We start from the raw sequence: 26334 nt of genomic DNA, 5'->3' as shown, positions 1-26334 counted from the left end.
AGCAACACCCTACGCAATGCCGCTATCGGCTACCGGTATCCGGAACAATCAAAGAGTTGCGAAACATCGCTGAGAGAACAGCGCACGAAGTAGTGACACGATCGCGACAAACGCGCGCGGAACGGATTTGTCCGCGTAGTCGCGTGAGGCCGGCAGCGGGTCGTTGTAGAGCCGAGCCTGCGCTCGGCTGTCGTTGTTCGTCGCGGAGAGCAGCCGAGCGTAGGCCCGGCTCTACAGGAGAAGCGGGTTACTACGCGTCGTCCAGCGCCTGCCGCAGTGCGGCCACGGTGGCGGTGGCGGTCTGGCTCCAATCCGGGTCCAGGCCGCGCAGGGCCGGATTCTGGAATTGCATGGCCGAGCGCCGCAGGCCCTTGGCCGAGGCGTGCAGTTCGCTGCAGCCGCTCTTCCGCGCGACCCTGATGATGTTGGCCGGGCCCAGCCCGGCGCCAGCCATCACCGTGATGCGCCCCGCCGCCTGGGTGACCAGGCCCGCCAGTACATCGGCACCAGCCTCGGCGCTGACCTGGCCCCCCGACGTCAGTACCCGTTGGCAGCCCAGCCCAACCACCTGCTCCAGTGCGGCAGGCAGATCGCGGGCGGCATCAAAGGCGCGATGGAAGGTCACCTGCAACGGCCCGGCGGCCTGCACCAGTTCACGGCACAGCGGCAGATCGACGTTGCCCTGCGCATCCAGTGCGCCGATCACCACGCCATCGCAGCCGAGTGCCCGGCACTGCGCGATATCACGCAGCATCAGTTCGGTTTCCAGCGCGTCGTAGTGGAAGTCACCCGGTCGCGGGCGCACCAGCACGAACAGCGGAATCGACAGGCGTTCGCGGGCAATCGCGATGCTGGCGAACGACGGCGTGGTACCGCCCTCGGCCAGGTTGTCGAACAGCTCGATGCGGTCGGCGCCGCCGGCCTGCGCGGCCAGCGCCGAGGCCAGCGAGTTGCTGGCGATTTCCAGGGTGAGCCGCGTGCTCACGCCTGGGTGCTCGTGTAGATCGACGGCGAGTCGCGCAGGTCATCCTGGCGCTGCCCATCGCATACGGCGTAGACGAAGCCGCGATGCAATGCGTAGGCGCCCACCTCGCCCTGCTTGTTCATGGCCAGGAAGCACACCTGCAGCGTTCTGCTTGCTTCCGGGCGCTTGCGCACCACACGGTCGATCGCCTCGCGACAGGCCTGCGCCGGCGAGCGACCCTGGCGCATCAGCTCGACCACCAGGAACGAAGCGGCGTTGCGGATCATCTCCTCGCCAACGCCCGAGGCGGTGGCCGCGCCCACTTCGTTGTCGACATACAGGCCGGCACCGATGATCGGGCTGTCGCCGACGCGGCCGTGCAGTTTCCAGGCCATGCCGCTGGTGGTGCAGGCACCCGCCAGATGGCCCTTGGCATCCAGCGCCAGCATGCCGATGGTGTCGTGGTTGTCGCTGTTGCCGGGGATACCACGGCGCTCGGCATTGATCTGTGGCTGGTACTTCTCGGTCTTCAGCCACTCGCGCCAGGCCGCTTCGGCCTGCGGCGTCAGCAGGCGCTTGCGCTCGAAGCCCTGCTGCACCGCGAACAGCTGCGCGCCCTCGCCCACCAGCAGCACATGCGGGCTGTTCTCCATCACTTTGCGGGCAACCGACACCGGATGCAGGATGTCGACCAGCGCGGCCACCGCACCACAGCGGCCATCGCCGTCCATGATGCTCGCATCCAGGCTCAGCACACCGTCGCGATCCGGATTACCGCAATGGCCGACGGTGGGGTTGCACAGTTCGCTCTCGGCCCAGCGTGCACCGGCTTCCACCGCGTCCAGCGCACTGCCGCCCTGCGCCAGCACTTTCCACGCAGCCTGGTTGGCCGGAACACCGAAGTCCCACGTCGAAACCACCTTGGCCCCACCCGATGTGCGCGCCTGCACGCCCGGCAATGCCGCCATGCTTGCGGCCAGCGCACCGGCCTGCAGGAACTGCCTGCGATCCACCATTTTCCCCTCCCAGTCTGCAATGTGCGGCCGGCACGATGCCGGTCGCAGCGATCAGTCGTGCGCGGGCTGCCGTGCAGCGTGCCAGACCGCTGCGCCCAGCACCCCCAGTTGGCCATGCTCCACGCGCCATACCGGCACCTGGCGCAGCACCTCGGTCAGCACGCCCTTGTTGAGGAAGCGCTCGCGGAAACGGCCATCGGCCAGGAAATCCTGCACGTGCGCGGAAATGCCGCCGGCCAGGTAGACCGAGCGCGCGCCGACGGCGATCGCCGCGTCACCGGCAAGGCTGCCCAGCCAGGCGCAGAACACCTGCAACGTCTCCACCGCCAGCGCATCCTCACCGCTGCGGGCAGCGCCGATCAGCGCCTCGGTGCTGCTCCACACCGGGGAGACGCCGCGCAGTTCGCACAGGCATGGATACAGGTTCATCAGGCCACTGCCGGACAGCACGCGCTCGTTGTCCACGTGCGCCCAGCGCTGCAGCAGCTTGCCCAGCACCTGCAGTTCCAGCGCGTTGCCGGCGCCAAGCGCGGCATGGCCGATCTCGCTGGCCAGCACCGGCCGCTCACCGTCGGCGAAACGCAGCGCGGCGCCCAGACCGGTGCCCGCCCCCAGCACCAGCGCCGGGAACGCCTGCGCCGGATCGGCGTCGCCGTTCAGTGGCGCCAGGGTTTCCGGCTGCAGGTACGGGATGGCCAGCGCCACCGCTTCGAAATCATTGATCAGCTGCAGTTCGTGCAGCCCGGACTGCGCGCGGGTGGCCGACAGCGAGACCATCCACGGCAGGTTGGAATTGATCAGTACATCGCCATCGAGCAGGCCGGCGATGGCCACCACGGCGGTCTGCACCGGCTGGCCGAGGCCTGCGGTGAAATCAGCAAGGATCGCCGCCAGGCTGGGATGCTCGGCACAGGCGTAGGTGCGATGGCTGCCCAGCAGCGGCGCCTGGCCGGGTTGCGTTTCCGCCAGCGCAAGGCGGGCAAAGGTGCCGCCGACATCGGCGACGACCAGATGGCGCGGAAGACCGCCGCGGGCGGAGTCGGAGGAAACCGGGGACGCTGCTGCGATGGTCACGCTGGCCTGCTTGGATCGATTGAATCGCCCCGATTCTCGGGCATCGGGGCGGCTTTGCCTAGCACGCCGGTGGTTCAGGTTGGCCTACATGCCTTCCTGTTCGGCCACCTGCACGCCGTCCACCAGCACGCGCAGGCGCTGCGGGCGGAAGCCGGCGAACAGCAGCGGCCGGGTGCGTTCTACCAGTACTTCGTGGCCGGCGATGTGGCGCAGCCACGACTGTACCAGCGAGAACGAGAAGTGGGTGCCCGGATGCAGCGGGTGCTGCACCCAGACCTTCTCGGTGGCGCTCTGCAGCAGCATCGCGCCGGTGAACCAGTGGCGGCTGAGGGTCACCGGCGTGGTGCCGGCCATGAAGCGGATATCCATGCGGGGTCCTTTCGCTGGAGAGGCCTTGCGGCGGGTCAGGGCTGGGCAGTCTGCAGGCTGTAGCTGGTGGTGGCGTTGAACACTGCACCATCAGGCTGGGTGGAGCGAACCTCGACCTTGTGGCTGCCCACCGCCAGATCGGTCGGCAGCGCGCCCCGCCACAGGTGCGGCGATGCGGTAGCTTCGGGCGAACGATCGTAGCCACGCAGGCTGTTCGCCATATCGTCGGCCACGTTTTCCACCAGCAGGCGCGGGTCGGGCTGGCTGACCTGCTTCATCGGCTGCCAGGCGCCGCCATCGACGCGGTACTCGACCACGCTGGCGTCCTCCCCCATGTAGACGTTGGCGTACACGCCCCAGGCCGGGTAGGCGCCCTGGCGCAGCACCTTGGGTGCATGCAGGCCGATCTGCTCGCTGGCCGCAGCGCCGGCCACCCGGTACTGCAAGCGATAGCTGCCGTTGCCGGCCACGTCCAGCAGTGCGTAACCCTTGGGCGTGCCGTCGCTCATGGTGCTGTCCGGCACGCCGGCGGCATTCTTCACGCCCGACCAGAACGCGCCGCAGTTGGCACCCACGTTGTACTCGTGCAGCGGCTTGTCACCCTGCCAGCCCTCGGCCTTGCCGTGGTAGACGTGCTGCTGGGTGTGGCTGTGGCCGCTGAGCACCAGCACGTTGCGGAAGTCCTTCAACAGGTCGAACAGGCGCTGGCGGTCGGCATGGCGGAAGGTCTCGCGCCCCGGTGCCGCGTCGAACAGCGGAATGTGCATGCCCAGCACCAGCAGGCGGTCCTTGTGCAGGCCCTTCAGGTAGCTGGCGAGGAAGGCGAACTGGTCTTCGCGCAGGCCGCCGATGTACTTCGGCCTGGCCTTGGGGTCATAGACCACGTCGTCCAGGAACACGAAACTGGCGCCGCCCTCTTCCACCGCGTAAGTGTCCGGGCCGTAGATGTTGCGCCAGCTGTCCAGCGAGTGTTCGTCGCTGGCTGCATCGAAATCGAGGTCGTGGTTGCCCGGCACGTGGAACCACGGCACGCCCAGCGACGTGGTGACCTTGTTGATCGCCGGGTACAGGGTCAGATCGTCGTTGACGATGTCGCCCAGAGTGGTACCCAGGCGTGCCTTGGTCTGGCCGACCAGCGGCGCCACGATCGACTGCTGGTAGTAGCCGATGTCCTTCAGGCTGGCGGTCTGCGAATCGGTGAACACCAGCATCTGGAAGCCACGGCGGCTGTCATGGCGATCCGGCTGCAGCGCGAAATCCCAATTGCGGGTGACGTCGCTGGTCGCGGCGATGCCGCCGTACTTCAGTGCCGGCGAACCGCTCGGGCGGTAGTGGCGCCAGAATGACGGCAGACCATCGGTCGCCTTCGGGAAGGCGTAGGCATCCGGCTTGATCACGAACACGGTCTGGCCGTCACGCACCGGAAGGCTGTAGCTGCCATCGGCAGCGGTCTTGACGATGGTCTCGCCATTGGAGACCTGCACCCCGGCCAGGCCCGGATCGGTGGCACCGCGGCCCGGCTTGCCGTCGCGCTCCAGGTAGACCTTGCCGGTGACCACGGTGTCCGCGGCCCAGGCCGGCGAGGTCAGCAACAGGCAGCACAGCCAGGCGGCAGGCAGTTTCATGGGGCGGTCCGGGAAAGAAAGACCGCCTATTGTAGATTCCGTTGATGACATCGCGCACGCGGTGGCGCCAGGTGGTTGCCGGCCAGCGGCCGGCACTACCACTCAACGATGGCGCTTTTCCAGCACCGCCCGCGCATCCTCCAGCGACAAGCCACGCGCGCGCAGCAGCACCAGCAGGTGGTACAGCAGGTCCGAGGCCTCGCCCAGCAGCGCTTCGTCGTCCTGCGCCACCGCCGCCAGCGCGGTCTCCACGCCCTCCTCGCCCACCTTCTGCGCGATGCGACGGATACCGCCCTCGAACAGGTTCGTGGTGTAGCTGCCCGATGGCCGCTGCGCCTCGCGCATCGCCACCAGCTGGCTCAGCCCGCCAAGGAAGTCCTTCGGCGCGCCATCGAAGCAGCTCTCCGCACCGGTGTGACAGGTCGGCCCGGCCGGGCGCACCATCACCAGCAGCGTATCGGCATCGCAGTCCACGCTGATCGACTGCACCACCAGCACGTTTCCGGACTGCTCGCCCTTGGTCCACAACCGTTGCTTGCTGCGGCTGAAGAAGGTCATGTGGCCGATGGCCAGCGTGGCCGCCAGCGATTCGGCACTCACATAACCGAGCATCAGTACCTGCAGGGTATCGGCATCCTGCACCACCGCCGGCAGCAGGCCGTCGCCCTTGCCCCAGTCCATCGCCTGCAATGCGTCCAATGACGGCCTGATTTCAATAGACATCCCGCACCTCGATCTGCTGTCCGCGCAGGTAGCGCTTCAATTCCGGAATGGCGATGGCGCCGCTGTGGAACACACTGGCGGCCAGCGCGCCATCGACGTCGGCCTGGTCGAAGGCTTCGGCGAAGTGCTCCATCGCACCGGCACCGCCGGACGCGATCAGCGGCACCTGGCACAGTGCCCGCGCCTGCTGCAGCTGCACCACATCGTAGCCACGGCGTACGCCATCACTGTCCATGCAGTTCAGCACGATCTCACCGGCGCCCCGCCGTTGCGCCTCGACAATCCAGTCCAGCGTACGCAGTGGCACCGCCTGGGTCTTGTCCGGATCACCGCTGAAGCGACGCACCCGCCACTGGCCATCAGCCTCGCGTACCGAGTCGACACCGACCACCACGCATTGCACGCCGAACTCGTCGGCCAGCTCAGTGATCAGTTCGGGACGGCCCAGCGCGGGCGAGTTGATCGACACCTTGTCGGCGCCAGCGAACAATACGCGACGCGCGGTTTCCACACTGTCAATGCCACCGGCCACGCAGAACGGAATATCGATCAGCCGCGCGATGCGCTCGATCCATGCAACATCTACCGAACGCGCCTCGGGACTGGCGCCGATGTCATAGAACACCAGTTCGTCGGCCCCCTGGTCACGGTAGCGTTGTGCCAGCTCGGCGATGTCGCCCATGTCGACGTGGTCGCGGAAACGCACGCCCTTGACCACACGGCCTTCGCGCACGTCCAGGCAGGGAATGATGCGGCGGCTCAACATGCCAGCGCCTCCGCCAGATCCATGCGCTGCTCCAGCAGTGCCTTGCCGAGGATGGCCCCCCCGCAGCCGGCGGCACGCGCCTTGGCCACATCGGCCACGTCGCGGATGCCACCGGAGGCCTGCACCGCCACGCCTGGCAACAAGCCCGACAGGTGCTGGTAGAGACCGATGTTGGGCCCGGCCAGCATGCCGTCACGGGCGATGTCGGTGCACAGCAGGTGGCGCATGCCGGCGCGCGCGTAGCGCTGTGCAAGATCATCCAGGGTCACGCCGGCGTTCTCGGTCCAGCCGTGCACCGGCAGCTGCCACTGCCCCTGCGAATCCTGGCGCGCGTCCAAGGCAATCGTGATGCGCTCGGCGCCGAATTCCTCCAGCCAGCCGACCACTTCATCGGGGCGACGCACCGCCAGCGAACCGACCACCACGCGGCCCGCGCCGGCGTCGAGAATGCGCGCCACATCGTCGCGGCCACGCACGCCGCCGCCGGTCTGCACCTGCAGCGACGTCTGCGCGCGGATCGACGACAGCAGCGGCGCCAGCGTGTAGCCACCGGCGCGCGCAGCGTCCAGGTCGACCAGGTGCATCCACTGCGCGCCCTGCGCGACGAAGGCCTGCGCACGCGGCAATGGATCAGCACCATACGAGGTTTCCTGCGCGTAGTCGCCCTGGCGCAGCCGCACCACGCGGCCATCGCGGATATCCAGCGCGGGATAAACGATGAAACTCATGCAGCAGTGCCCTCGAGAAAATTGCGCAGCATCAACGATCCGGTTTCTCCCGAACGCTCGGGGTGGAACTGTGCGCCGTAGTAACGCCCCTGCTCCACCACGGCGGTGAACAGGCCGCCGTGGTCACAGGCAGCGACGGTGTGGGTATTGAGGGGCGCCGCGTAGCTGTGCACGAAGTAGGCGCTGGCGCGCTCCGGCACACCCTGCAACAGCAGCGACTCACGTAGCGGCAGCAGGCGGTTCCAGCCCATGTGCGGCACGCGGATGCCGCAGGCCGGCACCAGCTTGCGGACCACGCCTGGAATCAGCCCCAGCGTCTCCACGCCCGCTTCCTCGGAACGCTCGAACAACAGCTGCATGCCGAGGCAGATGCCCATCAACGGCACCTCCAGCCGCTGCAACGGCTCGACCAGGCGCTGCGCATGCAGGCGCTGCATGCCGGGACCAGCTGCACCGACGCCGGGCAGGATCACCCGCTGCGCACCGACCAGCCCATCGGCATCGCGCACCAGCCGAACGCTGGCGCCGAGGCGTTCGAGCGCATAGCGCACCGAACCAAGGTTGGCACCACCCGCGTCGATCAGCGCAACGTCACTCACAGCGCCCCCTTGGTGGTCGGCAACGCCGTGCCCTGCCGAGCCAACGCCGGCCGCAGCGCGCGCGCCAACGCCTTGAAGCAGGCCTCCACCTTGTGATGGTCGTTGTCACCGCGTACCTGCAGGTTGAGGTTCAACCCGCTGGCATCGCACAGCGAGCGGAAGAAATGCGGCACCAGCTCGGTCGGCATGTCGCCCACGCGCTCGCGCTTGAACTCGCCGTCGAACACGAAGTACGGGCGGCCGCTGAAATCCAGTGCGGCGCTGGCCAGCGTCTCATCCATCGGCAGTGTGAAGCCGTAGCGGCCAATGCCGCGCTTGTCGCCCAGCGCCTCGCGCAGCGCCTGGCCCAGGGCGAGGCCGGTGTCTTCGATGGTGTGGTGCTCGTCGATATGCAGGTCGCCCTCGGCCTGGATGTCCAGCGCGAAGCCGCCGTGCTTGCCGATCTGTTCCAGCATGTGGTCGAAGAACGGCAGCCCGGTGGAGATGTGCGCATCACCGGCCCGATCCAGATCCAGTTCGACGCGGATCTTCGTCTCCTTCGTATTGCGCTGGACCACTGCGGTACGCGGCGCGTCGGCCAGCGCGTGGGCGATGCCCGGCCAGTCCCACTCGCCACCGAACTGCTCGGTGCGCAGCTGGAAACCGCGGATGTTGAGGTTGTCGGCGAACTGCAGGTCGGTGATGCGGTCGCCGACCATTCCGGAGCGCGCCCAGTCGATGCTCCGGTCCTGCAGGTAGGCCGTCATCAGCCCGATGCCCGGCTTGCGCGTGGGTGCATTGTCCTGCGGCCAGCTGCAGTCGATCAGTACGTCACGGAAGCGGATGCCCTGGCTTTCGAAGATCTGCAGCATCAGGTCGTTGGGGCCATCGAAGCTGGCACGCGGGTAACTTTCGCTGCCCAGGCCATCCTGGTTGGTGACGATGACGAACTGGTAACCCGCATCACGCAGCTTCAGCAACGCCGGGATCACCTGCGGCACGAAGCGCAGCTTTTCGTAGGCGTCGATCTGGAAATCCGCCGGCTCCTCGATGAGGGTGCCATCGCGGTCGATGAACAGGATGGGGGTCATGCTGCGGCCCTCCGCGCCGACAGGGCCGCAAGCACGCGGTCGTTCTCTTCGGGGCTGCCGATGCTGATGCGCAGGGCATCGCCCAGTTGCGGCGCTGCGCGCTGGTCGCGCACCACCACGCCCGCAGCCAGCAACGTATCGAACGCCGCCTGGGCATCGGTGAAGCGCACCAGCAGATAGTTGCCGGCCGAGCGGTACACGCGACGAACGCCGGGCAGGCCCGGCAGCGCCGCGGACAGGCGGTCGCGCTCGGCGATGACCGTGGCCACGCGCTCAGCGGTGCGTGCCAGCGCGGCCGGCTGCAGGGCCTGCACGGCCAGTTCCGCGCACGGGGTCGGCACCGGATACGGCGCCTGGCAGCGGCGCAGCACGGCAATCAGCTCCGGCGCCGCGATCAGCGTTCCAATGCGCGCGGCCGCGAGTGCGTGTGCCTTCGACAGCGTGCGCAGCACGGCCAGGTTCGCGTGCGCGGCCAGCAGCGTGGTTGCCGACGGGCGTTGCGCGTACTCGACATAGGCCTCGTCCACCACGACCAGCGCCTGCCCGCGCAACGCCGTGGCCACGCGCTCGACCTCGTCCAGGCTGATATCACTGCCCGCCGGGTTCGACGGTGCACACAGGAACACCAGCTTGGCATTGCGCGCGGTCGCGGCCTCGATGACCGCATCCAGATCGGCGCGCAGGTCGTCCTCGCCATCCACCAGCGGCACTTCAATCAGTCCGGCGCCCTGCAGGCGTGCACAGACCGCATACATGCCGAACACCGGCGGCGTAACCAGCACGCCGTCGCGACCCGGCACACACATCGCACGCACCAGCAGATCAATCGCTTCGTCGCTGCCGCGGCCGACCAGCAGCTGCTGCGGCTGCACGCCATACAGTGCGGCCAGGCCTTCGCGCAGCGCCAGCGGCTGCGGTTCGGGATAGCGCCGGCTGCTGCCGGCGGCATCGGCCGGATTGGCCCAGGCCGACTCGTTGGCGTTCAACCAGACCTCGCCCTGCACTGCCGCACTGCGCGCCGAGCTGTAGCCGGCGAAGGCCTGCAGATCCGGGCGCACCAGTGCCAGCACATCATCGATAGGCACGCTCATGCCGCCACCTCCAGGCGCACTGCGACTGCACGCTCATGCGCATCCAGGCCCTCGGCACTGGCGATGATGCGCGCGCAGCCGCCGATTGCCGCCAAGCCAGCGGCGCTGGCGCTCTGCACGCTGATCAGGTTCTGGAAGCTGGCGACGCTGACACCGCTGTAGGCCCGTGCAGCACCCGCCGTCGGCAGTACGTGGTTGGTGCCGCTGCAGTAGTCACCCAGCGCTTCGGGCGTGTAATCCCCCAGGAACACCGAGCCGGCCGCCTGCACCTTGTCCAGCCACGCGCGCGGATCACGCAGGGCCAGGATCAGGTGCTCGGGCGCGTAGCGGTTGCTGATCGCGAAGGCTTCGTCCAGCGAATCGACCTGGATCAGGCGCGAGGCCGACAGCGCCTGGCGTGCGATCTGCTGGCGCGGCAGCAAGGCCACCTGGCGCTCGACTTCGGCCTCGACCGCCGCCAGCATCGAGGCATCGTCGGTCAGTAGCAACACCTGCGAATCCGGGCCGTGCTCGGCCTGCGACAGCAGGTCGGCGGCGACGAACGCCGGATTGGCACCGGCATCGGCAATCACCAGCACTTCGGAGGGGCCGGCCGGCATGTCGATGGCGGCCGCGCCATCCTGTGCGACCTGCTGCTTGGCTTCAGTGACGAAGCTGTTGCCGGGCCCGAACAGCTTGTCGCAGGCCGGAATGCTGGCCGTGCCGTAAGCCATCGCCGCGATGGCCTGCGCGCCGCCCAGCTTGAACACGCGTTGCACGCCGGTCAGGCGCGCGGCCACCAGCACCGCCGGATCGGCCGTGCCGTCGTCGCGTGGCGGCGTGCACAGGACCACCTGCGGGCAACCGGCCAGCCGTGCCGGCACGCCCAGCATCAACGCGGTGGACGGCAGTGGCGCACTGCCTGCCGGCACGTACAGGCCGACGCGGCCGATCGGCCGTAGCATGCGCTCGCAGACCACGCCCGGTGCGGTTTCCACCGCGTAGCCCTTGCCCATGCCAGCCTCGTGGAAGCGCGTGATGCGCTCGGCAGCTTCCATCATGGCCTGGCGCAGTTCGGCGGGTACCGCCGCTTCGGCTGCCGCGAACTCGTCATTGGACACTTCGAAGGACGCCAGCTCCACGCCATCGAAGCGTGCGGTGATCGCGCGCAAGGCGTCGTCGCCCTGTGCGCGCACCTGCGCGATCAGCGCCGCCACCGCGTCGCGGGTCTGTTGCGCCACGGTCTGCACCGGGCGGGTCAACGCCGCGCTACGCGCGGTCTCATCAAGTCGGGACCAGATCAGACGGTTCATGCCAGCGACCGCTCCACGCTCAGTACCATCAGGCCCTGCGCGCCGGCGCGCTCGAGTTCTTCCATGCGTTGCCAGCTCAGCGGGCCCGGGCACATGGTCTGCAGGCGCAGCGCGCCGCCATCGGCCGGCAGCCGCACCAGCGGCTCGGCATCGGCCAACAGCTGCGACAGCGCGTCGAGGCGATCCTCGCTTGCACGGAACATCAGCAGCTTGCGGTCCTGGCGCTGCACCACGCCGTCGAGGCGACGCAGCAGCATCGCGCGCAGCGATGCACGCGCATCATCCGGCACGCGCACCGCACCGGCCAGCACTGCCTCGCTGTCGAGCAGGTTGTGCACCGGGGTCAACTGGTTGGCACGCAGCGTGGCGCCGCTGGAGACCAGATCGCAGATCAGGTCGGCGGTGCCCAGTCGCGGGGCGATTTCCACCGAACCGGAGAGCTCGACCACCTGCGCATCCACGCCCTGCTCATCCAGCCACTGCTTGAGGATGGCCGGGTAGCTGGTGGCAATGCGGGTACCGGCCAGCTGCGCCGGGCCCTGCCACTGCCACTCCTCGGGCACCGCCAGCATCAGCCGGCACTGGCCGAAGCCCAGCCCGCGCAGCGCCTGGTAGGCATCCGGCAGGCCGATCTGGCGACGCGACGCGGCCTGCTCATCCAGTTCGTTGCGGCCGACGATGCCGAGGTCGCAGACGCCGTCGGCGATCAGGCCCGGGATATCGTCGTCGCGCACCAGCAGCAGGTCCACCGGCAGCGATTCGCCGTAGCAGAACAGCTTGTCGCGGCTTTCGCGCCAGCTCAGGCCACAGGCGCTGAGGAGGTTGCGGGCGGGCTCGGCCAGCCGGCCACTCTTCTGGATGGCGATACGCAGCCGGTCGCGTGCCGGCGCTGCCTGGGTTGCACTCATGGGGGAGGTCTCGAAGTTCGGAACGGGGCGCGGATCAGCGCGAAGCAAGGCGGTCGATGGCGGCGGCATAGCCTCGATGGCCATGCTCGAGCGTGCGTGCCACCCGCCCGGTGGTGGTCACGCTGACCCCGGTGCGCTCGTGGATCTCGCGGTAAGGCACGCCCTGCTGCAGCAGCGGCACCACCTTCCAGCGATCGGCCATGGCTTCCAGTTCGGCCGGCGTGCACAGGTCGCGCAGGAAGGCCTCGACCTGCTCCGGTTCGCGCAGGGCAGCAAAGGCCCGGGCCAGGGCTTCCAGGTCGGCCTTCGGGTCCTTGGCGGCAATTTCGGGGCGGGCTTTCACGGGGTCGTTTCCATGCATCAATGTAATAGCGCGTTAGTACATTAGCGCATTCTTGCGCAGTGCGTCAAATCGAGGGTTGAGGTGCGGCAGGGCTGCTGCCCTGCACCCGCTAACGTCAACTTCAACGGCAAAAGCCTGCCTTCCCGCGGGATGGCGGGGAGGGTCCGGTGGCAGGGGACGCCGTAAACCCGTCCATGGGGGCTTGGTCGCGGCTTGCTCGTGTGCGCTGTCCTGCGCACACGGCAAGACCGGGGCTGGGCATCCTGCCCAACCGCCCGAGGCATGCCTCGGGCCCATGCCGCTCACACCCCTGCCACCGGGCCCTCCCCGCCTTCGACAGTTGGCCGCGATCTGTCAGAGCGGCGTGGGTAGGATCGAAACCGGCTTCTGTAGATTCGAGCCATGCGCGACTGCGCTTCGCCCGTAAACGCAGAACGCCCACCAAAGGGCGGGCGTTCTGCTTTCAAATCAACAACCTGGCCCGACTCAGGGCGCGCAGCGCACCTCGGCCTGCAGCGCCCCGCGCCGCAGGCATTCGCCGAACAGGCTGCCCTGCCGGCTCGGCAGGGACTGGATGTTCTGCAACGCCCCTGCGCCCGTCGGACACGCGCGCGAGGCCAAGGCCTGCAGGTCGCCCTCCAGCTGCGCGCGGTCGATCACGTGGCAGCGATCGACCTGCAGCCGGTACTGTGCCGGCCCTATCCGTGCACTGTGCAGCGCCGGGTCGCTCTGGCAGCCCGCCAGCAGGAGCACGCACAGCGCCCCTGCGGCGGCCCGCATCACGCCATTGCCTTGGACTGCTCCAGCTCCACCTGCAGGGTGCTGGCCAGCTCATCGCGGGAGACCTCGAACTGCTGCTCGCGCAGCAGGTCCTTCACCGCCACCACGCCGCGCGCCAGTTCGTCCTCACCCGCCAGCACCACGAAGCGGATCCCGGCCTTGGCAGCGTACTGGAACTGCTTGCCGATCTTCTTCGGCTCCATCTGCACTTCGGTGTTGATGCCGCCGGCGCGCAGTCGACGGGCGATGTCCAGCGACTGCGGCATGCCCTGCTCGTCCATCAGCGCCACCAGCGCCTGCACGCTGCTGGCTTCGATACCGTCGATCAGGCCCGCCTCGCGCAACTGCCAGAACAGGCGCGACAGGCCGATGGAGATGCCCACGCCCGGCAGCTTCGACTTGCTGTAGTGGCTGGCCAGGTCTTCGTAGCGGCCGCCCGAGCAGATCGAGCCGATCTGCGGGTGGTCGGTCAGCGTGGTCTCGTAGACGGTGCCGGTGTAATAGTCCAGGCCGCGCGCAATGGAGAAGTTCAGGCAGTACGCGGTTTCCGGCACGCCCAGCGCCTGCACCAGCTGCAGCACTCCGCGCAGTTCAGCAATACCGGTACGCAGGATCTCCGAAGAACCGGCATCGGCTTCAAGCGTGGCCAGCTGCGCCAGCGCATCGGCATGGCCCTGCGAACGCACGGCCACGAATGCCAGGATCTTCTCGACCTGCCCGGCCGGGATGTCGAAGCCCTCGCCCACCAGCGTCTCGCGCACGTAGTCAGCACCGCGCTTGTCCAGCTTGTCTACTTCGCGCAGAACGGCCAGCTGGCGCTCGCCCTCGGCCACGCCCAGGCTTTCGAAGAAACCGCGCATCAGCTTGCGGTTGTTCAGCTGGATGCTGAAGTCACCAATGCGCAGTTCCGAGAACACGGCGTGGATGACCGCCAGCACTTCGGCGTCGTATCGCACGCTCAGGCTGTCCTTGCCAATCACGTCGATGTCGCACTGGTAGAACTCGCGGAAGCGCCCGCGCTGGGCGCGCTCGCCGCGGTAGACGCGCTGCATCTGGTAACGGCGGAACGGGAAGGTCAGTTCGTGTTCGTGCTCGGCCACGTAGCGCGCCAGCGGCACAGTCAGGTCGAAGCGCAGCGCCATTTCCGGCAGCGAACGGTCACCCGATTCGGCGGCGTTGGCCAGCGCACCGGTGGACTGCACGAAATACACCTGGCGCTCGGTCTCACCGCCGGACTTGGTCAGCAACACGTCGGACAGCTCGAACACCGGCGTCTCCACTGGCAGGAACCCGAAGCGCTCGTAGTTGCGGCGGATGACGTCCAGCATGCGCTGGAACGCAATCTGCTCGCGCGGCAGCAGTTCAAGGGTGCCGGGCGGGGTACGGGGCTTGATCACGGGCGGAACTCCTGCTGGAACGGGACGTGGGAGGGGGCGACATTCTAGCGCCCCCGCCTCGGGCAGGGTCGAACGGCCGCTTGAAGTATCATAAGGCCCTCCCCGCCCGCGATACGCCCCCGCAACATGTCACGGCCTTCCGGCGCTCCGCCCGCCACCAACGATCCCGCCTCGCCGTCCTGCACCACGCTGGACTGCCTGCACTGCTCGGTTCGCCACCTTGCGGTGTGCTCGGCGCTGTCGCCCGATGAAGTGCAGGCGCTGGAGCAGGTCACCGTCTCGCAGCAGGTCAGCATGGGCAGCACGCTGGCCCGCACCGGCGAAGAGCGCGACCATGTCTATACATTGACCGGCGGCGCACTGCGCCTGGTGCGCACCTTGGCTGACGGCCGCCGCCAGATCAACGGCTTCGTGCTGCCCGGCGACTACCTGGGCCTGAGCGGCAGCGACCACCATCGCTACGACATCGAGGCCATCGCCGACAGCCGCGTCTGCCGCGTCGCATTGCCGCAGATGAAGGCACTGCGCAGCCGCTTCCCGCACCTGGAGCGCAAGCTGCTGCAGCGCGCCTGCCAGGAGCTGGATGCCGCACAGGACGCCGCGCTGGCCCTGGCTCGCCTGCAGCCGGCCGAGAAGCTGGCCGATTTCCTGCTGCGCCTGGCCGCACGCGAGGCCAAGCTGGGCGGCGACGGCCTGCGCGTGTCGCTGCCGATGGGTCGTGGCGACATCGCCGATCATCTGGGCCTGACCATGGAAACGGTCAGCCGCACCTTCACCAAGCTGCGCCAGCAGGGGCTGATTGCCCTGCCCCACCTGAACGTAGTGGAGATCCTCGACGAGGACGGGCTGCGCATGCTGGCCGGCGAAGGGTTGATCTGACCGCATCGCGGTTGGTTGGGTTGCCGGCCAGCGGCCGGCACTACCCGTGCTGCATCCATCTGGTCGTGCCCAACCCAGGTTGTCTCCATCCGGTAGTGCCGGCCGCTGGCCGGCAACCCCAGACATCCCCGATCAGCGCAACAACACCTCGCGCAACGCCGCGTAATCGGCCGCCAACGGCTCCGCGTGCGCAGGCCGCTGCAACAGCGCGTCCAACGCCGGGGGCACCGTGACCACGCCACCAATCAACGGCTCGACTACAGCTTCGAACTTGGCCGGATGCGCCGTAGCCACCACCGCCCAGTCGCCCTTGGCGCCGCGCGCACGCAGGTCCTGCAGCACCTTCACCGCTGTCGCCGTATGCGGGCAGAACAGCTCACCATTGCTGGCGTGCGCCGCCGCAATCGTCGCGCGGATGGTCACGTCATCCACCGCGAACGCGCGGAAGGCTGCACGCAGCTCTGCGTCATCGCCCTGGTAGAGCCAGTGCAGGCGCTCGAAGTTGCTCGGCGCACCCACGTCCATGGCATTGGCCACGGTGGCCACGCTGGCCTGCGGTTGGTAATCAGCGCCATTGAAGTAGGCCGGCAACACGGCGTGTGCATTGGTCGCCAGCACAATCTGCCCGATCGGCACACCCAGCGCACGCGCCAGCACCGCAGCCATTGCGTTGCCGAGGTTGCCGGTCGGCACCACCAGGTTGAGCCGGCGGCGGGTTTCAGCATGATGGGTCAGTGCCGCATGCGCGTAGTAGCTCATCTGCGGCAGCAGGCGGCCCAGGCTGATGCTGTTGGCCGAGCTCAGCGGCACCTGCGCCTGCAGGTCACGGTCGGCCAGCGCCTGCTTGACCATGGCCTGGCAGTCGTCGAATGCACCTGCCACGCGCAGCGCCTGGATGTTGTCGCCGAAGCAGCCGAGCTGGTGTGCCTGGCGCGGTGACACGCGGCCATCCGGATACAGCACCACCACGCGCACGCCGGGCTGGCGATGGAACGCCGCCGCCACCGCGGCACCGGTATCGCCGGAGGTGGCGACGACGATCGTCAGGTCGCGACCCTGGCCAGCCTGCAGCCGCGACAGCGCACCGGCAAGGAAGCGCGCACCGATATCCTTGAATGCGGCCGTCGGCCCATGGAACAGCTCCAGCACATGGTCGCCATCGCCGAGCGGGCGCAGCGGCACGGGGAAATCGAACGCGTCACCGCAGATCGACGGCAACACAGACTCCAGCGCGTCGCCGGCAAAGAACGGAGCCAGCAGGTCGGTGGCGGTATCGGCCAGCGTCGCACCGGCCTGCAGCTCACGCGGCGCCGGCAGCACCTCGGGCACATACAGCCCTCCATCGGGCGCCAGTCCTGCGGCGATGGCCGCACTGAGGCCAACGGCCGGAGACTGGCCGCGGGTCGAAACAAATTGCATGGGTTGGGTATCCAGTAAAGGGGAAGGATTCAGCACAGCCGGGCTCCCGGCGCGTCCAGCGGCGAGACCCAGGCATCGCTGTCAAAGCCGGCACCCGCAAAGGCGGCCCGCACCGGCGCCACGGCAGCGTGGGCCTGGTCGGCATCCTCGAACCAGGCGAACACGCTGGGACCGGCACCGGAGATGCCTGCGCCCATCGCATTCGCCGACAGTGCCGCATCGCGGGCTGCCACGAAACCCGCGATCAGGCCGGCCCGTCGTGGTTCCACCAGCACATCGCGCAGTCCCGCCCGCACCACTGCCGCATCACTGCGATGGCAGCCACTGAGTACCAGCGCCAGGTTCGCGCTCTGCGCCACGAACTCACCCAATGCATAGCTGCCCTGCAGCGCCTGGCGCGCGCGACGTGTTTCCAGCACCGCATGCGGATGCACCAGCAGGCTGTGCCAGGTCGCGGGCACCGGGATCGGCAGCAGGCGATCGGCCGTGCACAACGCAAGACCGCCCAGCAACAGTGGCCCCACGTTGTCACCGTGGCGGCCACCGCTGGCCACTGCTTCGCCATCCAGCGCGAACGGGTAAAGCGCCTCGCGCGACAGCGGCACATCCAGCAGCGCGTTGGCGGCCACCAGCGCCGCGACGCATGACGCTGCAGAGCCACCCATGCCGGAGCCGAACGGAATGCCTTTGTCGATCTCGACCTCAAAGCCGAACTCCAGGCCGAGGCCTTCGCGCAGCGACATCAGCGCAGCGCCCGCGGTGTTCCCGGCCGCATCCAACGGCAGCTCGACCGCACTGCCACGGATCGCCTCGATGCGCACCACCGGTTCCTCGATGCGGCGCACGCTCACGCTATCGCCAACACCGGCAATGGCATGGCCGAGGATGTCGAAGCCCACCGCCACGTTGGCCACCGACGCAGGCGCAAACGCACGTGCGATCACAGGCGCGCTCCTTCACCGGCGGCCACCCGCAGCAGGTCGGCGAACACACCGGCCGCGGTCACTTCCGGGCCGGCGCCCGGCCCCTGCACCACCAACGGGTTGTCGCAGTAGCGGCGGGTACGGAACTGCACCACGTTGTCGGTCAGCCGCAGGTTGGCGAAGGCGTGATCGGCCGGCAGCTCCTGCAGACCCACCGAAGCACCATCGGCGCCAAGCCGCGCCACATAGCGCAGCACGGCCCCGTGCGCCCGCGCATCGTGCAGCCGCTGCAGCAGGCTGGCATCGGACTCACCCAATCGCGCCATGAAGTCCTCCACGCTGCCCTCGCGCAGCAGTGCCGGCACCAGGCTTTCCACCTGCACCTGCTCCAGACTGAGCGCATGGCCGGCCTCGCGGGCCAGGATCACAAGCTTGCGTGCCACGTCCACGCCGGACAGGTCATCGCGCGGGTCCGGCTCGGTGTAACCCATCGAACGCGCCTGCGCGACCAGCGAAGAGAACGGCTGGCTGCCGTCGAAGCGGTTGAACAGCCAGGCCAGCGTGCCGGAGAAGATGCCTTCGATCGCCAGCACCTCGTCGCCCGTATCCACCAGATCACGCAGCGTGGTGATCACCGGCAGGCCCGCGCCCACCGTGGCCTCGTAACGGAAGCGCGCACCACTGGCGGCCGCAGCAGCACGGATGCGCTGGTAACGCGGCAGCGGCCCGGCACCGGCCTGTTTGTTCGGGGTGACTACGTGGATGCCGGCGGCCAGCCAGCCCTCATAGCGCTCGGCCACGTCGGCGCTGCCGCTGCAGTCGATCACCACCGCATGCGGCAGGTGCGCGGCCAGCAGATGTTCGGTGAAGCGATCCAGGTCGCTGGATTCGCCCGCTTCCTGCAGTGCCTCCCGCCAATCGGCGTGCAGACCGTCCACTTCCAGCCGCATGCGCGAGCGCGAAGCCAGCGCACGCAGGCGCAGGTCGACATTGGCCTTGGCCAGCAGCTGCGGCCGCGCCGCCAGCAGCTGGTCCAGCAGTGCCGCGCCGACATTGCCCGGCCCGATCACGCCCACTGCAAACGTCTGCGGCGACAGCCAGAAACCGGCATGTGCGGCACGCAATGCGCGGGTGGCATCGGTACTGTCCACCGCCACCGAGATATTGCGCTCCGACGAGCCCTGCGCGATCGCCAGGATGTTCACCTGCGCACGCCCCAGTGCCTCGAACAGGCGCGCGGCCACACCCGGCTGCCCGGCCATGCCGTCACCGACCGCCGCCAGGACGCTGACGCCCTCACTGACCTGCACGCGCTGCACCTGCCCGACCGACAGTTCATGCGCGAACGCATGCAGCAGCGCCTCACGGCCACGCGCCGCTTCGGCAGCACGCACCACGCAGCAGATCGAATGCTCCGACGACCCCTGCGAGATCATCACCACCGACACCTGCGCCTGGCGCAGCGCCGCGAACACGCGTTCGGCGGTACCGGGTACACCGATCAGACCGGTGCCTTCCAGGTTCAGCAGGGCCAGCCCTGGGCTCAGGGTCAGGCCCTTCACCGGCCCACGCGGCGAGCGCTCGGCACTGATACGCGTACCCGGATGCGCCGGTTGGAACGTGTTGCGGATGAAGATCGGCAGGCCCAGGCGGATCGCCGGCGACATCGTCTGCGGGTGCACCACCTTGGCGCCGAAGTAAGCCAGTTCGCAGGCCTCGTCGTAGCTCAGCGATTCCAGCTGCACCGCTTCGGGCACCAGCCGCGGGTCGGCCGACAGCACGCCGTCGACGTCGGTCCAGATGTGCAGCTCATCGGCGTTGAACAGCGCGGCGAAGATCGCGCCGGAGTAGTCGCTGCCGTTGCGGCCGAGCGTGGTGATGCGGTCATCGCGATCACGCGCGACGAACCCGGTGGCAACCAGGCGCGATTGCGGGTGCTGCAGGCGCCACTTGGCCAGGCGGTCGGCACTGGTTTCCCAGTCGACATCCACGCCGAGTTCACCGTGCCCGACCACCAGGACATCACGCGCATCGAGCACCGCACAGACTTCGCCCAATGCACGCAGGTGGGTGCCAAGCAGCTGCGCGGAGAACACTTCGCCCAGCCCCTGCACACGATCCAGGACCTCGCGCGGCAGCTCACCGATCACCACCAGCGCCGCCAGCACTTCGGCCAGCTGCTCGAAGCGGGCGTCGATCCACTCCACGGTCTCGCCCACCTGCTCGCCCAGCAGGGCCACGGCAGCGCCACGATGGCGCGCGCGCAGCGCATGCCAGGCCTCGCGCCAACGCTCGTCGCCCTTGGCCGCCAGCTGCGCCAGTTCAATCAAGGCGTCGGTGACGCCCTTCATCGCCGAGACGACAGTGACCTGCAGCGATTCGGGACGGGCCAGCAGCAGGCCGGCAACATGGCGGTAGCGTTCGGCATCGGCCACCGAGGTACCGCCGAACTTGTGCACGACAGTGGACGGTGCAGCCAGGTCGGCCGGGGCAACGGGATGAGCGGGGGCGTGGGAAGACATGCAGACCTCGGTAGGAGGCCCCGTCGCATGCAGGTGTCGAGTTTCCCCGCCACCTGTATGGTGCGGGGCCGTGGTTTTCGGGAGTTACACGAAGACGACGGGCCGCACCAGGGCAGTGGTGACGGTGGTGGTAATGGTGGTGGTGGCGACCGGCGCAGTCGAACGACCCGCAGTGGCGGGGGCGATCAGGCTGGCGTGGGCGGCATCAAGAACCATGACGCACAGAAAACACTGTGCGCCGGTCCGCTGTCAAGTGCTGCGATGCAAAAAACCATTGCCGCGATCATCGGTCAACGTGCCGGCATTTGGTTGCATCTGAGACCAAGGCGGCATCAGCACGCTTGACGCGCGCATTCAGCCGGCATGTTCGGCGATCGCCCGCGGCGTGCGGTGGGCATGCGCGCACAGCATCACGCCGGCCACCAGGAACACGATCGCCAGTGCTTCCAGCAGCGAGGGCCAGCGCTGCTGCCAGGCGAAGGCATACGCCAGCGCGAACAGCGTCTCGAACACGATCATCTGGCCGGTCAGGGTCAGCGGCAGCAGGCGGCTGGCGCGGTTCCAGAATGCGTTGCCGAGGATCGAGGCCACCACCGCCACACCGGCGCTGATCGCCCAGAAACCACTCCACTGCGCCGCCGTGTGCCCGCCGGCGTGGCCGATGAAGGCCATCGGCACCAGCAGCAGGGCCAGGCCGCCAGTCGTAACGCCGGTGAGCAGCGACCAGTCGTGGCTGGACAGATCCGGTCGGCGTGCCAGCCAGCGGCTGTTGCCGATCGAGTACAACGCCCACGAGAACAGCGCGCCGAACGCGCACAGCAGGCCGATCAGGCGCTGCCGCCACGGGGTTGCCAGATGCTCGGACATCAGTGCTTCCCAGCCAACCAGTGCTACGCCCAGCACGCACAGGCCGAGTGCCGGCAGCAGCTGCTTCAGTGGTACAGCGCCCTGCTCGCGCACGCCAACCAGGGTGACCACCACCGGAATCAAGCCGACAATCAAGGACGCCGCCGCCCCACCGGCCCACTGCACCGCCGTCGCCAGCAGCAGGAAATACACCAGGTTCCCGGCCAGGCTCAGCCACAGCAGGCCGATCCATTCGGCGCGGCCCAGCCGCGGTGCCAGCCGCTTCCAGCGCGGCAGCAGCAGGGCCACGGCGATCAGGCCGTAGACCAGATAGCGGCCGGCCGACAGTTGCAGGGCGTTGAACGACTGCAGCACGGCGGGCGCGAGGAAAACCACGCCCCACAGCGCGCCAGCGGCCACGCCATTGGCGATGCCCAGGGCCATCGGGTTGTTGCGCATTCGGGATCTTCGGGGGGAGAAGAGGTCGCGCAGTGTACGCGGTGACCGGTGGGTCGTTCTTGACCGAGGCTACTGCCCCGTCGCGTTTGTAGAGTCGAGCATGGCTCGAGGCTACAGTCCGGTGCCCCTGCGCCACGCGGCCGGGGTCTGGCCACACTCGCGACGCAGCGCGCGGGTCAATGCGCTCTGCTCGGAGTAGCCTGCACACAGTGCGATTTCGCTGATCGGCGCGGTGCTGGCACGCAGCTGATGCTTGGCCCAGCGCAGGCGGCACGCACTGAGCCAGGCCTGCGGACTGAGCCCGAACTCCTGCTGGAACAGCGCGTGCAACCGGCTCTCGCTGACCCCGACGAACGCAGCCATGCGCGCCACCGGCCACGCCTGCCCGGGGTCGGCCTGGACCGCCGCACACAGGCCCTGCATGCGCGCGCCACTGCCAGCAGGTGCAAATACCTGCAGCAACTGCGGCAGCAGCGCCGGCATCGGCTGCCCTGCCTGCACACTGGCAAGACGCTGGCGCAGCGCCAATGGCAGGTAAAGCCAGCGTTGGCGGCACAGATGCTCCTGCGTGCCGTCATCGAGTACGCCCGGAGGACAGTCAACGATCACGAAACCATTGGGACCATCAGCCATCTGGTCATGCGCTTCGCCGGCGGCAACGAACGCCCCCTGCAGCAGGTCCAGCCGACCGCCGCGCCCTTCCATCTCGAACTGCAGCTCACCCTGCAGCGGCAGCACCCACTGCGCGTAGTCATGGCGGTCCAGGCCAGTGGCCTGTCCGTAGTGCCGCAGATGGAAGATCGCGCCCATCCGGGCAGTGTGCGCGTGTAACAACGGCCGTGCAAACCGCTGCTATAGTCGATCCGTCATCCAACGCAGGGAGTGCAGGACATGACCCATCAGCAGGTCTCCCTGGTGTTCGCCACCAGCCTCAGCCTGATGCTCGCCGCTTCGGCCTCCGCACAGGAGCGAACGCCCCCGGCTCCGCACTGCATGGACGCTGTCGGCGTACAGGAAGTGGAGCAGGCATCACTACGCTCGATCGCACTGCGTGCCGCCTCCGGCCAGGCCTATCGGATCGACTTCAACGAAGATTGTCCCGGCGTCCGCGGTGCCACCTCGCTGAAACTGGAAGCCCCCTCCGGCTGGGCCTGCGGCCGCCCCAGCGAACGCGTCGTGGTCGACGGCCGCCGATGCGCCATCAGCGCGGTCACCCCGCTGCAGGATCGTGACTACGCCAGCGTCGCCCGCGACAGCGACCGCCTGCGCACGGCCACCCTCCCCGCCATGACCATCCGTGAACGCAGGGAGGTGCGCCGCAGCTTCGGCGGCTCGCCCTCGTACTGCTTCGCGACCCGCAACGTGCGCGCCTGGTCGTCCGACCCGCAGGGCATGCTGGTGGAGACCAATCCGCACCGCAATGGCGGCCATCGTTACTATCGCGTGGAACTCGGCAGCCATTGTCGCCAGCTCGATCGTGCGCCACAGCTCAGCTTCCACTCCGGCCTGCAGAATGGCCTGATCTGCGGCAATCCCGGCGACCGGATCACGACCGCCGGGTTCGAAGCAGGCGACCTGCGCCATGACGGAATAGCGCCGCTGCCGCAGTACACCCGCGGCAGCTGCACGATCCAGGCCGTCTACCCGGCCTCCAGCCAGGCGTCGAACTAACCGTCGACGCCGAGGAAGGTGAACGGCGCGCTGGGCACGAACTGGCTCAGCGCATCGCCGGCGAAGGTATTGCGCTGGTCCTTGCCGAGGTCGAGCTTGAGCACCTTGCCGGCGAAATCAACCTTGTTCAGGTCGACCCAGAACGTGTTCGGGGTCAGCGCCGATTCGAAGAAGTACAGGCGCCGCTTGTGGTCAGCCACGGTGCGCCAGCGCGTGGATGAAATGTTCGGTTCGCCCGGCGTGGTGATGCCATACGGCACCGAAGTGTTGCGGATCACGCTGAACACACTGGCCAGCGCCACCACCGGGTCTTCCGCCTTGGGAATGGCGTTGATGTAGAACGAGGCGCGCGCGAAACGGTCCGCGGATCGGTTGGTGCCGGGCAGCATCACCGTGCCGCCGATCTGCTGCCAGTAGCTGTTGAGCGCCAGCTGCTGCTCGAAGATCGGCGAGTTGGTCATTACCTGGTAGCGCCGGTCATGGTGGATCACCTGGCGACCGCCGATGTACTCGACGATGGCGCTGTCGCCGCTGGCATCGGACAACGACAGATGCAGTGTCGCCTGCCGATCCTCGCCGGGCACCTTGTCGGTGACGATGGAGTACGGCTCCCGCTTCAGCGCTGCCACTGCCTCCTCCACCGTAGCGAAGTTGTCCAGCACGTACTGTGCCCACAGCGAAATCGCCAGGCCCGGCTTGTTGCCACGCTGCTGCGGATACTCAGACTCGACCAGCCACAGCAGGTTGGCCACCAGGCCCTTTTCGTTCATGCCATCGGTGGTCGATACGTCGTAGCCGGTGGCCACCACCGAACCGTAGCGTGCCGTCCAGGCCAGCGACTTCGGCCCGGCCTGGCCGGTGCGCGCGATGCCGCGCGGCAGCACGTAGAGGTTGGTCGCCACATCGACCTTCCAGTCCATCGAGCGCGCGGTGATCACATCACCGTTGTCGCCCAGGTACACCGCGCGGGTGCAGGCCAGTGCCGGTGCCACGGATGCGGCCAGCGCGACCGCCAGCATGCCCCTTCCCATCCACTTCATCCGTGCCATGTCGTTGCACTCCTTTTCCCCGTGATCCAGGGATAGGACCCCAAGCCGGGTGACACAGGGGTGAAGCCTCAACGGACGAAGCGGTCGTGCAGCCAGAATCCTGCAAGCATCGCCGGCACGAACCACAGGGCCTCGCGCGACGCTACTGCCAGCCCGGCGATGGCCGGGCCCGGGCAATAGCCCGCCCAGCCCCAGCCGATGCCGAACAGCGCGGCACCCAGCAGCAGACGAGTATCGACACTGCGGGCAGCAGGAAGCTGGAAGTGGAGCGAAAACCACGGCCGCACGCGCCGCATCACCCATCGCTGCCCGACCGCACTGACCAGCAGCGCCGAGCCCAGCACCCACATCAGCGTGGGATCGAAGTCACCGGTGATGTCGAGGAAGCCGAGGACACGGCGCGCGTCGGTCATTCCCGAAAGCGCCAACCCCATGCCAAACAATGCGCCCGCCGCGCCGGCGGCCCAGACTACGCGGCTCATGCCAGGCCTCCGCCATGACGGACCAGGTAGGTGGTCAGCATCGCGCATGCCATGAACACCAGCACGGCCGTCAGCGATCGCTTCGAACCGCGGGCCATGCCGCAGACGCCGTGACCGCTGGTACAGCCATTGCCCAGCCGCGTACCGAAGCCGACCAGCAGGCCGGCACCGATCAGCTGCCACGCCGGCAACACGTCACGCAGCAGCGCGCGTGGCGACGCCCCGGGCACCGATTGCCACCACAACACCAACCCCGCCGATGCGAGCAGGCCGGCCAGGAAGGCCCAGCGCCAGCCACGCTCGCCCTTGGCTGCGCGCAGGCTGCCCGCAGCGATACCGCTGATGCCTGCCACGCGCCCGAGGGTGGCGAGCAACAGCACCGCAGCAGCGCCGATCAACGCACCACCGGCCACCGCACTCCATGGCACGTTCATGCCCCGCCCTCTTCGCTGCCGTGCATGGAACTGCCCGTTTATTTAGATTATTCTAAATTAGATCATCCTAAACAAATTGGTCAACCATGGCCCGGACCCAGCTCGACAGCGCCGCGATGGCCGAACACGCTTCGCAGGCCGCCACGCTGCTCAAAAGCCTGGCCCACCCGGCCCGGCTGCGGGTGCTGTGCCGCCTGGTCGAAGGTGAGGCACCGGTCCCGGAACTGCAGGCACTGACCGGCCTGAGCGCATCGGCGTTGTCACAGCACCTGGCAGTACTGCGCGGACTGGATACCGTGGCGACCCGGCGCGCAGCACAGGCGATCCACTACCGGGTCGTTGAAGGGCCGGCGCTGGGCGTGCTGCAGGCGCTGCATGCAGCCTACTGCGGTGGTACTTCGCGCTGAATCCGGCGCAGACCTTCAGCCAGCGTGCAGCGCCGGCTGCACCACCTGATCGAGCAGGTCCACCGGCGTCGGTGCCGAGCGGTCGCCCTGCAGGGTCCGGGTGAACCCGGACCAGTCACTGGAAGAAAGCTGGCGCAGCATCGCCGCGTCGACCGGCAGCGAACGCATCGCCCAATAGGGAAACTGGCGCTGGCCCAGGCGGCCGCGTCCCAGTTCGATGATGTCGATGTGGCTTCCTGCCTGCAGGATGCGCTCGTAGACCGAATCGATGCCGTCCGGTGGGCCCTCGATGTACTGCAGGAAACGCTCGTCGTCATGCAGCAGCACGCCGGTCACCCCTGCCAGCTTGTTGAAACGTGCCGCGTCCTCGACCAGCCGATGCAGGCGCTCGGCGGAAAGGTCCGGCAGCGCCCGGCTGACGTAGGCGATGGCACGCAATGGCATGATGCTTCCTTGACAGGATGTGCACCCACGGTAGCAGTTGCGGAAGAGCCCGTC

General features: G+C 68.2%; 29 protein-coding genes. 4 read left to right on the top strand and 25 right to left on the bottom strand.

All coding sequences use genetic code 11. The features are described 5' to 3' along the window. Nucleotides 1-250: 250 nt before the first annotated feature. From AC5P57_RS06275 to hisS, 16 genes are all read right to left on the bottom strand, one after another. On the bottom strand, nt 251-985 hold the full coding sequence (locus AC5P57_RS06275; protein ID WP_262235711.1) for a copper homeostasis protein CutC: 735 nt from the start codon (nt 983-985) through the stop codon (nt 251-253). Further along, nucleotides 982-1980: a glycosylasparaginase gene (locus AC5P57_RS06270; RefSeq protein WP_262235710.1), complete on the bottom strand. Its 999-nt coding sequence runs from the start codon at nt 1978-1980 to the stop codon at nt 982-984. The genes AC5P57_RS06275 and AC5P57_RS06270 overlap by 4 nt, the downstream gene beginning before the upstream one ends. 51 nt (nt 1981-2031) lie before the next feature. Beyond that, complete coding sequence (locus tag AC5P57_RS06265) at nt 2032-3054, bottom strand: glucokinase (RefSeq protein ID WP_099552835.1); 1023 nt, start codon at nt 3052-3054, stop codon at nt 2032-2034. 84 nt (nt 3055-3138) lie between these two features. Next, entirely contained in the window at nt 3139-3423 is a 285-nt protein-coding gene (locus tag AC5P57_RS06260) for a hypothetical protein (protein ID WP_005409434.1), read from the bottom strand. A 35-nt stretch (nt 3424-3458) separates the two neighbouring features. After that, nucleotides 3459-5048, bottom strand: a complete 1590-nt coding sequence (locus AC5P57_RS06255; RefSeq protein WP_262235708.1) for a calcineurin-like phosphoesterase C-terminal domain-containing protein — start codon at nt 5046-5048, stop codon at nt 3459-3461. A gap of 102 nt (nt 5049-5150) precedes the next feature. Next, nucleotides 5151-5771 carry a bifunctional phosphoribosyl-AMP cyclohydrolase/phosphoribosyl-ATP diphosphatase HisIE gene (hisIE, locus tag AC5P57_RS06250; protein ID WP_262235707.1) on the bottom strand — a complete coding sequence of 207 codons (621 nt, stop codon included), beginning with the start codon at nt 5769-5771 and terminating at the stop codon, nt 5151-5153. Further along, the gene (gene hisF / locus AC5P57_RS06245; RefSeq protein ID WP_014037011.1) at nt 5761-6537 is read right to left on the bottom strand and encodes an imidazole glycerol phosphate synthase subunit HisF; all 777 of its coding nucleotides are present in this window, start codon (nt 6535-6537) and stop codon (nt 5761-5763) included. Before hisF ends, hisIE begins: the two co-directional genes overlap by 11 nt. After that, nucleotides 6531-7265 (bottom strand): 1-(5-phosphoribosyl)-5-[(5-phosphoribosylamino)methylideneamino]imidazole-4-carboxamide isomerase, encoded by a 735-nt coding sequence (hisA, locus tag AC5P57_RS06240; RefSeq protein ID WP_262235706.1) that lies wholly within the window; start codon nt 7263-7265, stop codon nt 6531-6533. Before hisA ends, hisF begins: the two co-directional genes overlap by 7 nt. Then, a complete protein-coding gene (gene hisH / locus AC5P57_RS06235; protein WP_099552840.1) occupies nt 7262-7864 on the bottom strand; it encodes an imidazole glycerol phosphate synthase subunit HisH in 603 nt (200 codons plus the stop codon). Before hisH ends, hisA begins: the two co-directional genes overlap by 4 nt. After that, nucleotides 7861-8934 (bottom strand): bifunctional histidinol-phosphatase/imidazoleglycerol-phosphate dehydratase HisB, encoded by a 1074-nt coding sequence (gene hisB / locus AC5P57_RS06230; RefSeq protein WP_099552841.1) that lies wholly within the window; start codon nt 8932-8934, stop codon nt 7861-7863. Before hisB ends, hisH begins: the two co-directional genes overlap by 4 nt. Continuing rightward, complete coding sequence (hisC, locus tag AC5P57_RS06225) at nt 8931-10025, bottom strand: histidinol-phosphate transaminase (RefSeq protein WP_262235703.1); 1095 nt, start codon at nt 10023-10025, stop codon at nt 8931-8933. The genes hisB and hisC overlap by 4 nt, the downstream gene beginning before the upstream one ends. After that, on the bottom strand, nt 10022-11317 hold the full coding sequence (gene hisD, locus AC5P57_RS06220) for a histidinol dehydrogenase (RefSeq protein WP_262235701.1): 1296 nt from the start codon (nt 11315-11317) through the stop codon (nt 10022-10024). Before hisD ends, hisC begins: the two co-directional genes overlap by 4 nt. After that, nucleotides 11314-12225 carry an ATP phosphoribosyltransferase gene (hisG, locus tag AC5P57_RS06215; RefSeq protein ID WP_099552844.1) on the bottom strand — a complete coding sequence of 304 codons (912 nt, stop codon included), beginning with the start codon at nt 12223-12225 and terminating at the stop codon, nt 11314-11316. The genes hisD and hisG overlap by 4 nt, the downstream gene beginning before the upstream one ends. A 34-nt stretch (nt 12226-12259) precedes the next feature. Continuing rightward, nucleotides 12260-12568, bottom strand: a complete 309-nt coding sequence (locus AC5P57_RS06210) for a YerC/YecD family TrpR-related protein (RefSeq protein ID WP_005416326.1) — start codon at nt 12566-12568, stop codon at nt 12260-12262. Between the two features lie 486 nt (nt 12569-13054). Further along, nucleotides 13055-13348 carry a hypothetical protein gene (locus AC5P57_RS06205; RefSeq protein ID WP_262235699.1) on the bottom strand — a complete coding sequence of 98 codons (294 nt, stop codon included), beginning with the start codon at nt 13346-13348 and terminating at the stop codon, nt 13055-13057. Beyond that, complete coding sequence (gene hisS, locus AC5P57_RS06200) at nt 13348-14745, bottom strand: histidine--tRNA ligase (RefSeq protein ID WP_495219508.1); 1398 nt, start codon at nt 14743-14745, stop codon at nt 13348-13350. The genes AC5P57_RS06205 and hisS overlap by 1 nt, the downstream gene beginning before the upstream one ends. Nucleotides 14746-14871: 126 nt before the next feature. Between hisS and AC5P57_RS06195 the strand changes: the two genes are divergently transcribed. Further along, nucleotides 14872-15624 (top strand): Crp/Fnr family transcriptional regulator, encoded by a 753-nt coding sequence (locus tag AC5P57_RS06195; protein ID WP_099552847.1) that lies wholly within the window; start codon nt 14872-14874, stop codon nt 15622-15624. Between the two features lie 132 nt (nt 15625-15756). Here AC5P57_RS06195 and thrC read toward each other — a convergent pair whose 3' ends face one another. From thrC to thrA, 3 genes are read right to left on the bottom strand one after another with little or no spacing between them, the layout of a single operon-like run. Beyond that, nucleotides 15757-17043 carry a threonine synthase gene (thrC, locus tag AC5P57_RS06190; RefSeq protein WP_495219507.1) on the bottom strand — a complete coding sequence of 429 codons (1287 nt, stop codon included), beginning with the start codon at nt 17041-17043 and terminating at the stop codon, nt 15757-15759. A 29-nt stretch (nt 17044-17072) separates the two neighbouring features. Beyond that, nucleotides 17073-17987 (bottom strand): homoserine kinase, encoded by a 915-nt coding sequence (locus AC5P57_RS06185; protein WP_495219506.1) that lies wholly within the window; start codon nt 17985-17987, stop codon nt 17073-17075. Further along, on the bottom strand, nt 17984-20488 hold the full coding sequence (thrA, locus tag AC5P57_RS06180) for a bifunctional aspartate kinase/homoserine dehydrogenase I (RefSeq protein WP_262235693.1): 2505 nt from the start codon (nt 20486-20488) through the stop codon (nt 17984-17986). The genes AC5P57_RS06185 and thrA overlap by 4 nt, the downstream gene beginning before the upstream one ends. 27 nt (nt 20489-20515) lie before the next feature. Here thrA and AC5P57_RS06175 point away from each other — a divergent pair, with 27 nt between their 5' ends. Next, complete coding sequence (locus tag AC5P57_RS06175; RefSeq protein WP_164145908.1) at nt 20516-20833, top strand: hypothetical protein; 318 nt, start codon at nt 20516-20518, stop codon at nt 20831-20833. Between the two features lie 9 nt (nt 20834-20842). Here AC5P57_RS06175 and AC5P57_RS06170 read toward each other — a convergent pair whose 3' ends face one another. Together AC5P57_RS06170 and AC5P57_RS06165 are read right to left on the bottom strand one after the other, a co-directional pair. Further along, nucleotides 20843-21793 carry a DMT family transporter gene (locus AC5P57_RS06170; RefSeq protein ID WP_099552851.1) on the bottom strand — a complete coding sequence of 317 codons (951 nt, stop codon included), beginning with the start codon at nt 21791-21793 and terminating at the stop codon, nt 20843-20845. Nucleotides 21794-21904: 111 nt separating this feature from the next. After that, complete coding sequence (locus AC5P57_RS06165; RefSeq protein WP_262235691.1) at nt 21905-22603, bottom strand: helix-turn-helix domain-containing protein; 699 nt, start codon at nt 22601-22603, stop codon at nt 21905-21907. A gap of 81 nt (nt 22604-22684) precedes the next feature. On the opposite strand from AC5P57_RS06165, the gene AC5P57_RS06160 reads away from it, so the two are divergent. Further along, nucleotides 22685-23464, top strand: coding sequence for a DUF6491 family protein (locus AC5P57_RS06160; RefSeq protein ID WP_262235690.1), 780 nt, complete (start codon nt 22685-22687; stop codon nt 23462-23464). Here AC5P57_RS06160 and AC5P57_RS06155 read toward each other — a convergent pair. From AC5P57_RS06155 to AC5P57_RS06145, 3 genes are all read right to left on the bottom strand, one after another. Further along, a complete protein-coding gene (locus AC5P57_RS06155) occupies nt 23461-24513 on the bottom strand; it encodes a linear amide C-N hydrolase (RefSeq protein ID WP_262235689.1) in 1053 nt (350 codons plus the stop codon). The genes AC5P57_RS06160 and AC5P57_RS06155 overlap by 4 nt on opposite strands. 68 nt (nt 24514-24581) lie before the next feature. Further along, entirely contained in the window at nt 24582-24995 is a 414-nt protein-coding gene (locus AC5P57_RS06150) for a DUF6691 family protein (protein WP_262235688.1), read from the bottom strand. Further along, nucleotides 24992-25429, bottom strand: a complete 438-nt coding sequence (locus tag AC5P57_RS06145; protein WP_099552856.1) for a YeeE/YedE family protein — start codon at nt 25427-25429, stop codon at nt 24992-24994. Before AC5P57_RS06145 ends, AC5P57_RS06150 begins: the two co-directional genes overlap by 4 nt. Nucleotides 25430-25515: 86 nt before the next feature. Here AC5P57_RS06145 and AC5P57_RS06140 point away from each other — a divergent pair, with 86 nt between their 5' ends. Beyond that, nucleotides 25516-25836 carry an ArsR/SmtB family transcription factor gene (locus tag AC5P57_RS06140; protein ID WP_262235686.1) on the top strand — a complete coding sequence of 107 codons (321 nt, stop codon included), beginning with the start codon at nt 25516-25518 and terminating at the stop codon, nt 25834-25836. Nucleotides 25837-25851: 15 nt separating this feature from the next. Here AC5P57_RS06140 and AC5P57_RS06135 read toward each other — a convergent pair whose 3' ends face one another. Further along, entirely contained in the window at nt 25852-26280 is a 429-nt protein-coding gene (locus AC5P57_RS06135) for a BLUF domain-containing protein (protein WP_142807830.1), read from the bottom strand. Nucleotides 26281-26334: the final 54 nt, after the last annotated feature.

This window comes from Stenotrophomonas sp. YJH_SMC_79, from assembly GCF_059367995.1.
This window is presented reverse-complemented; position numbering and strand designations above follow the sequence as displayed.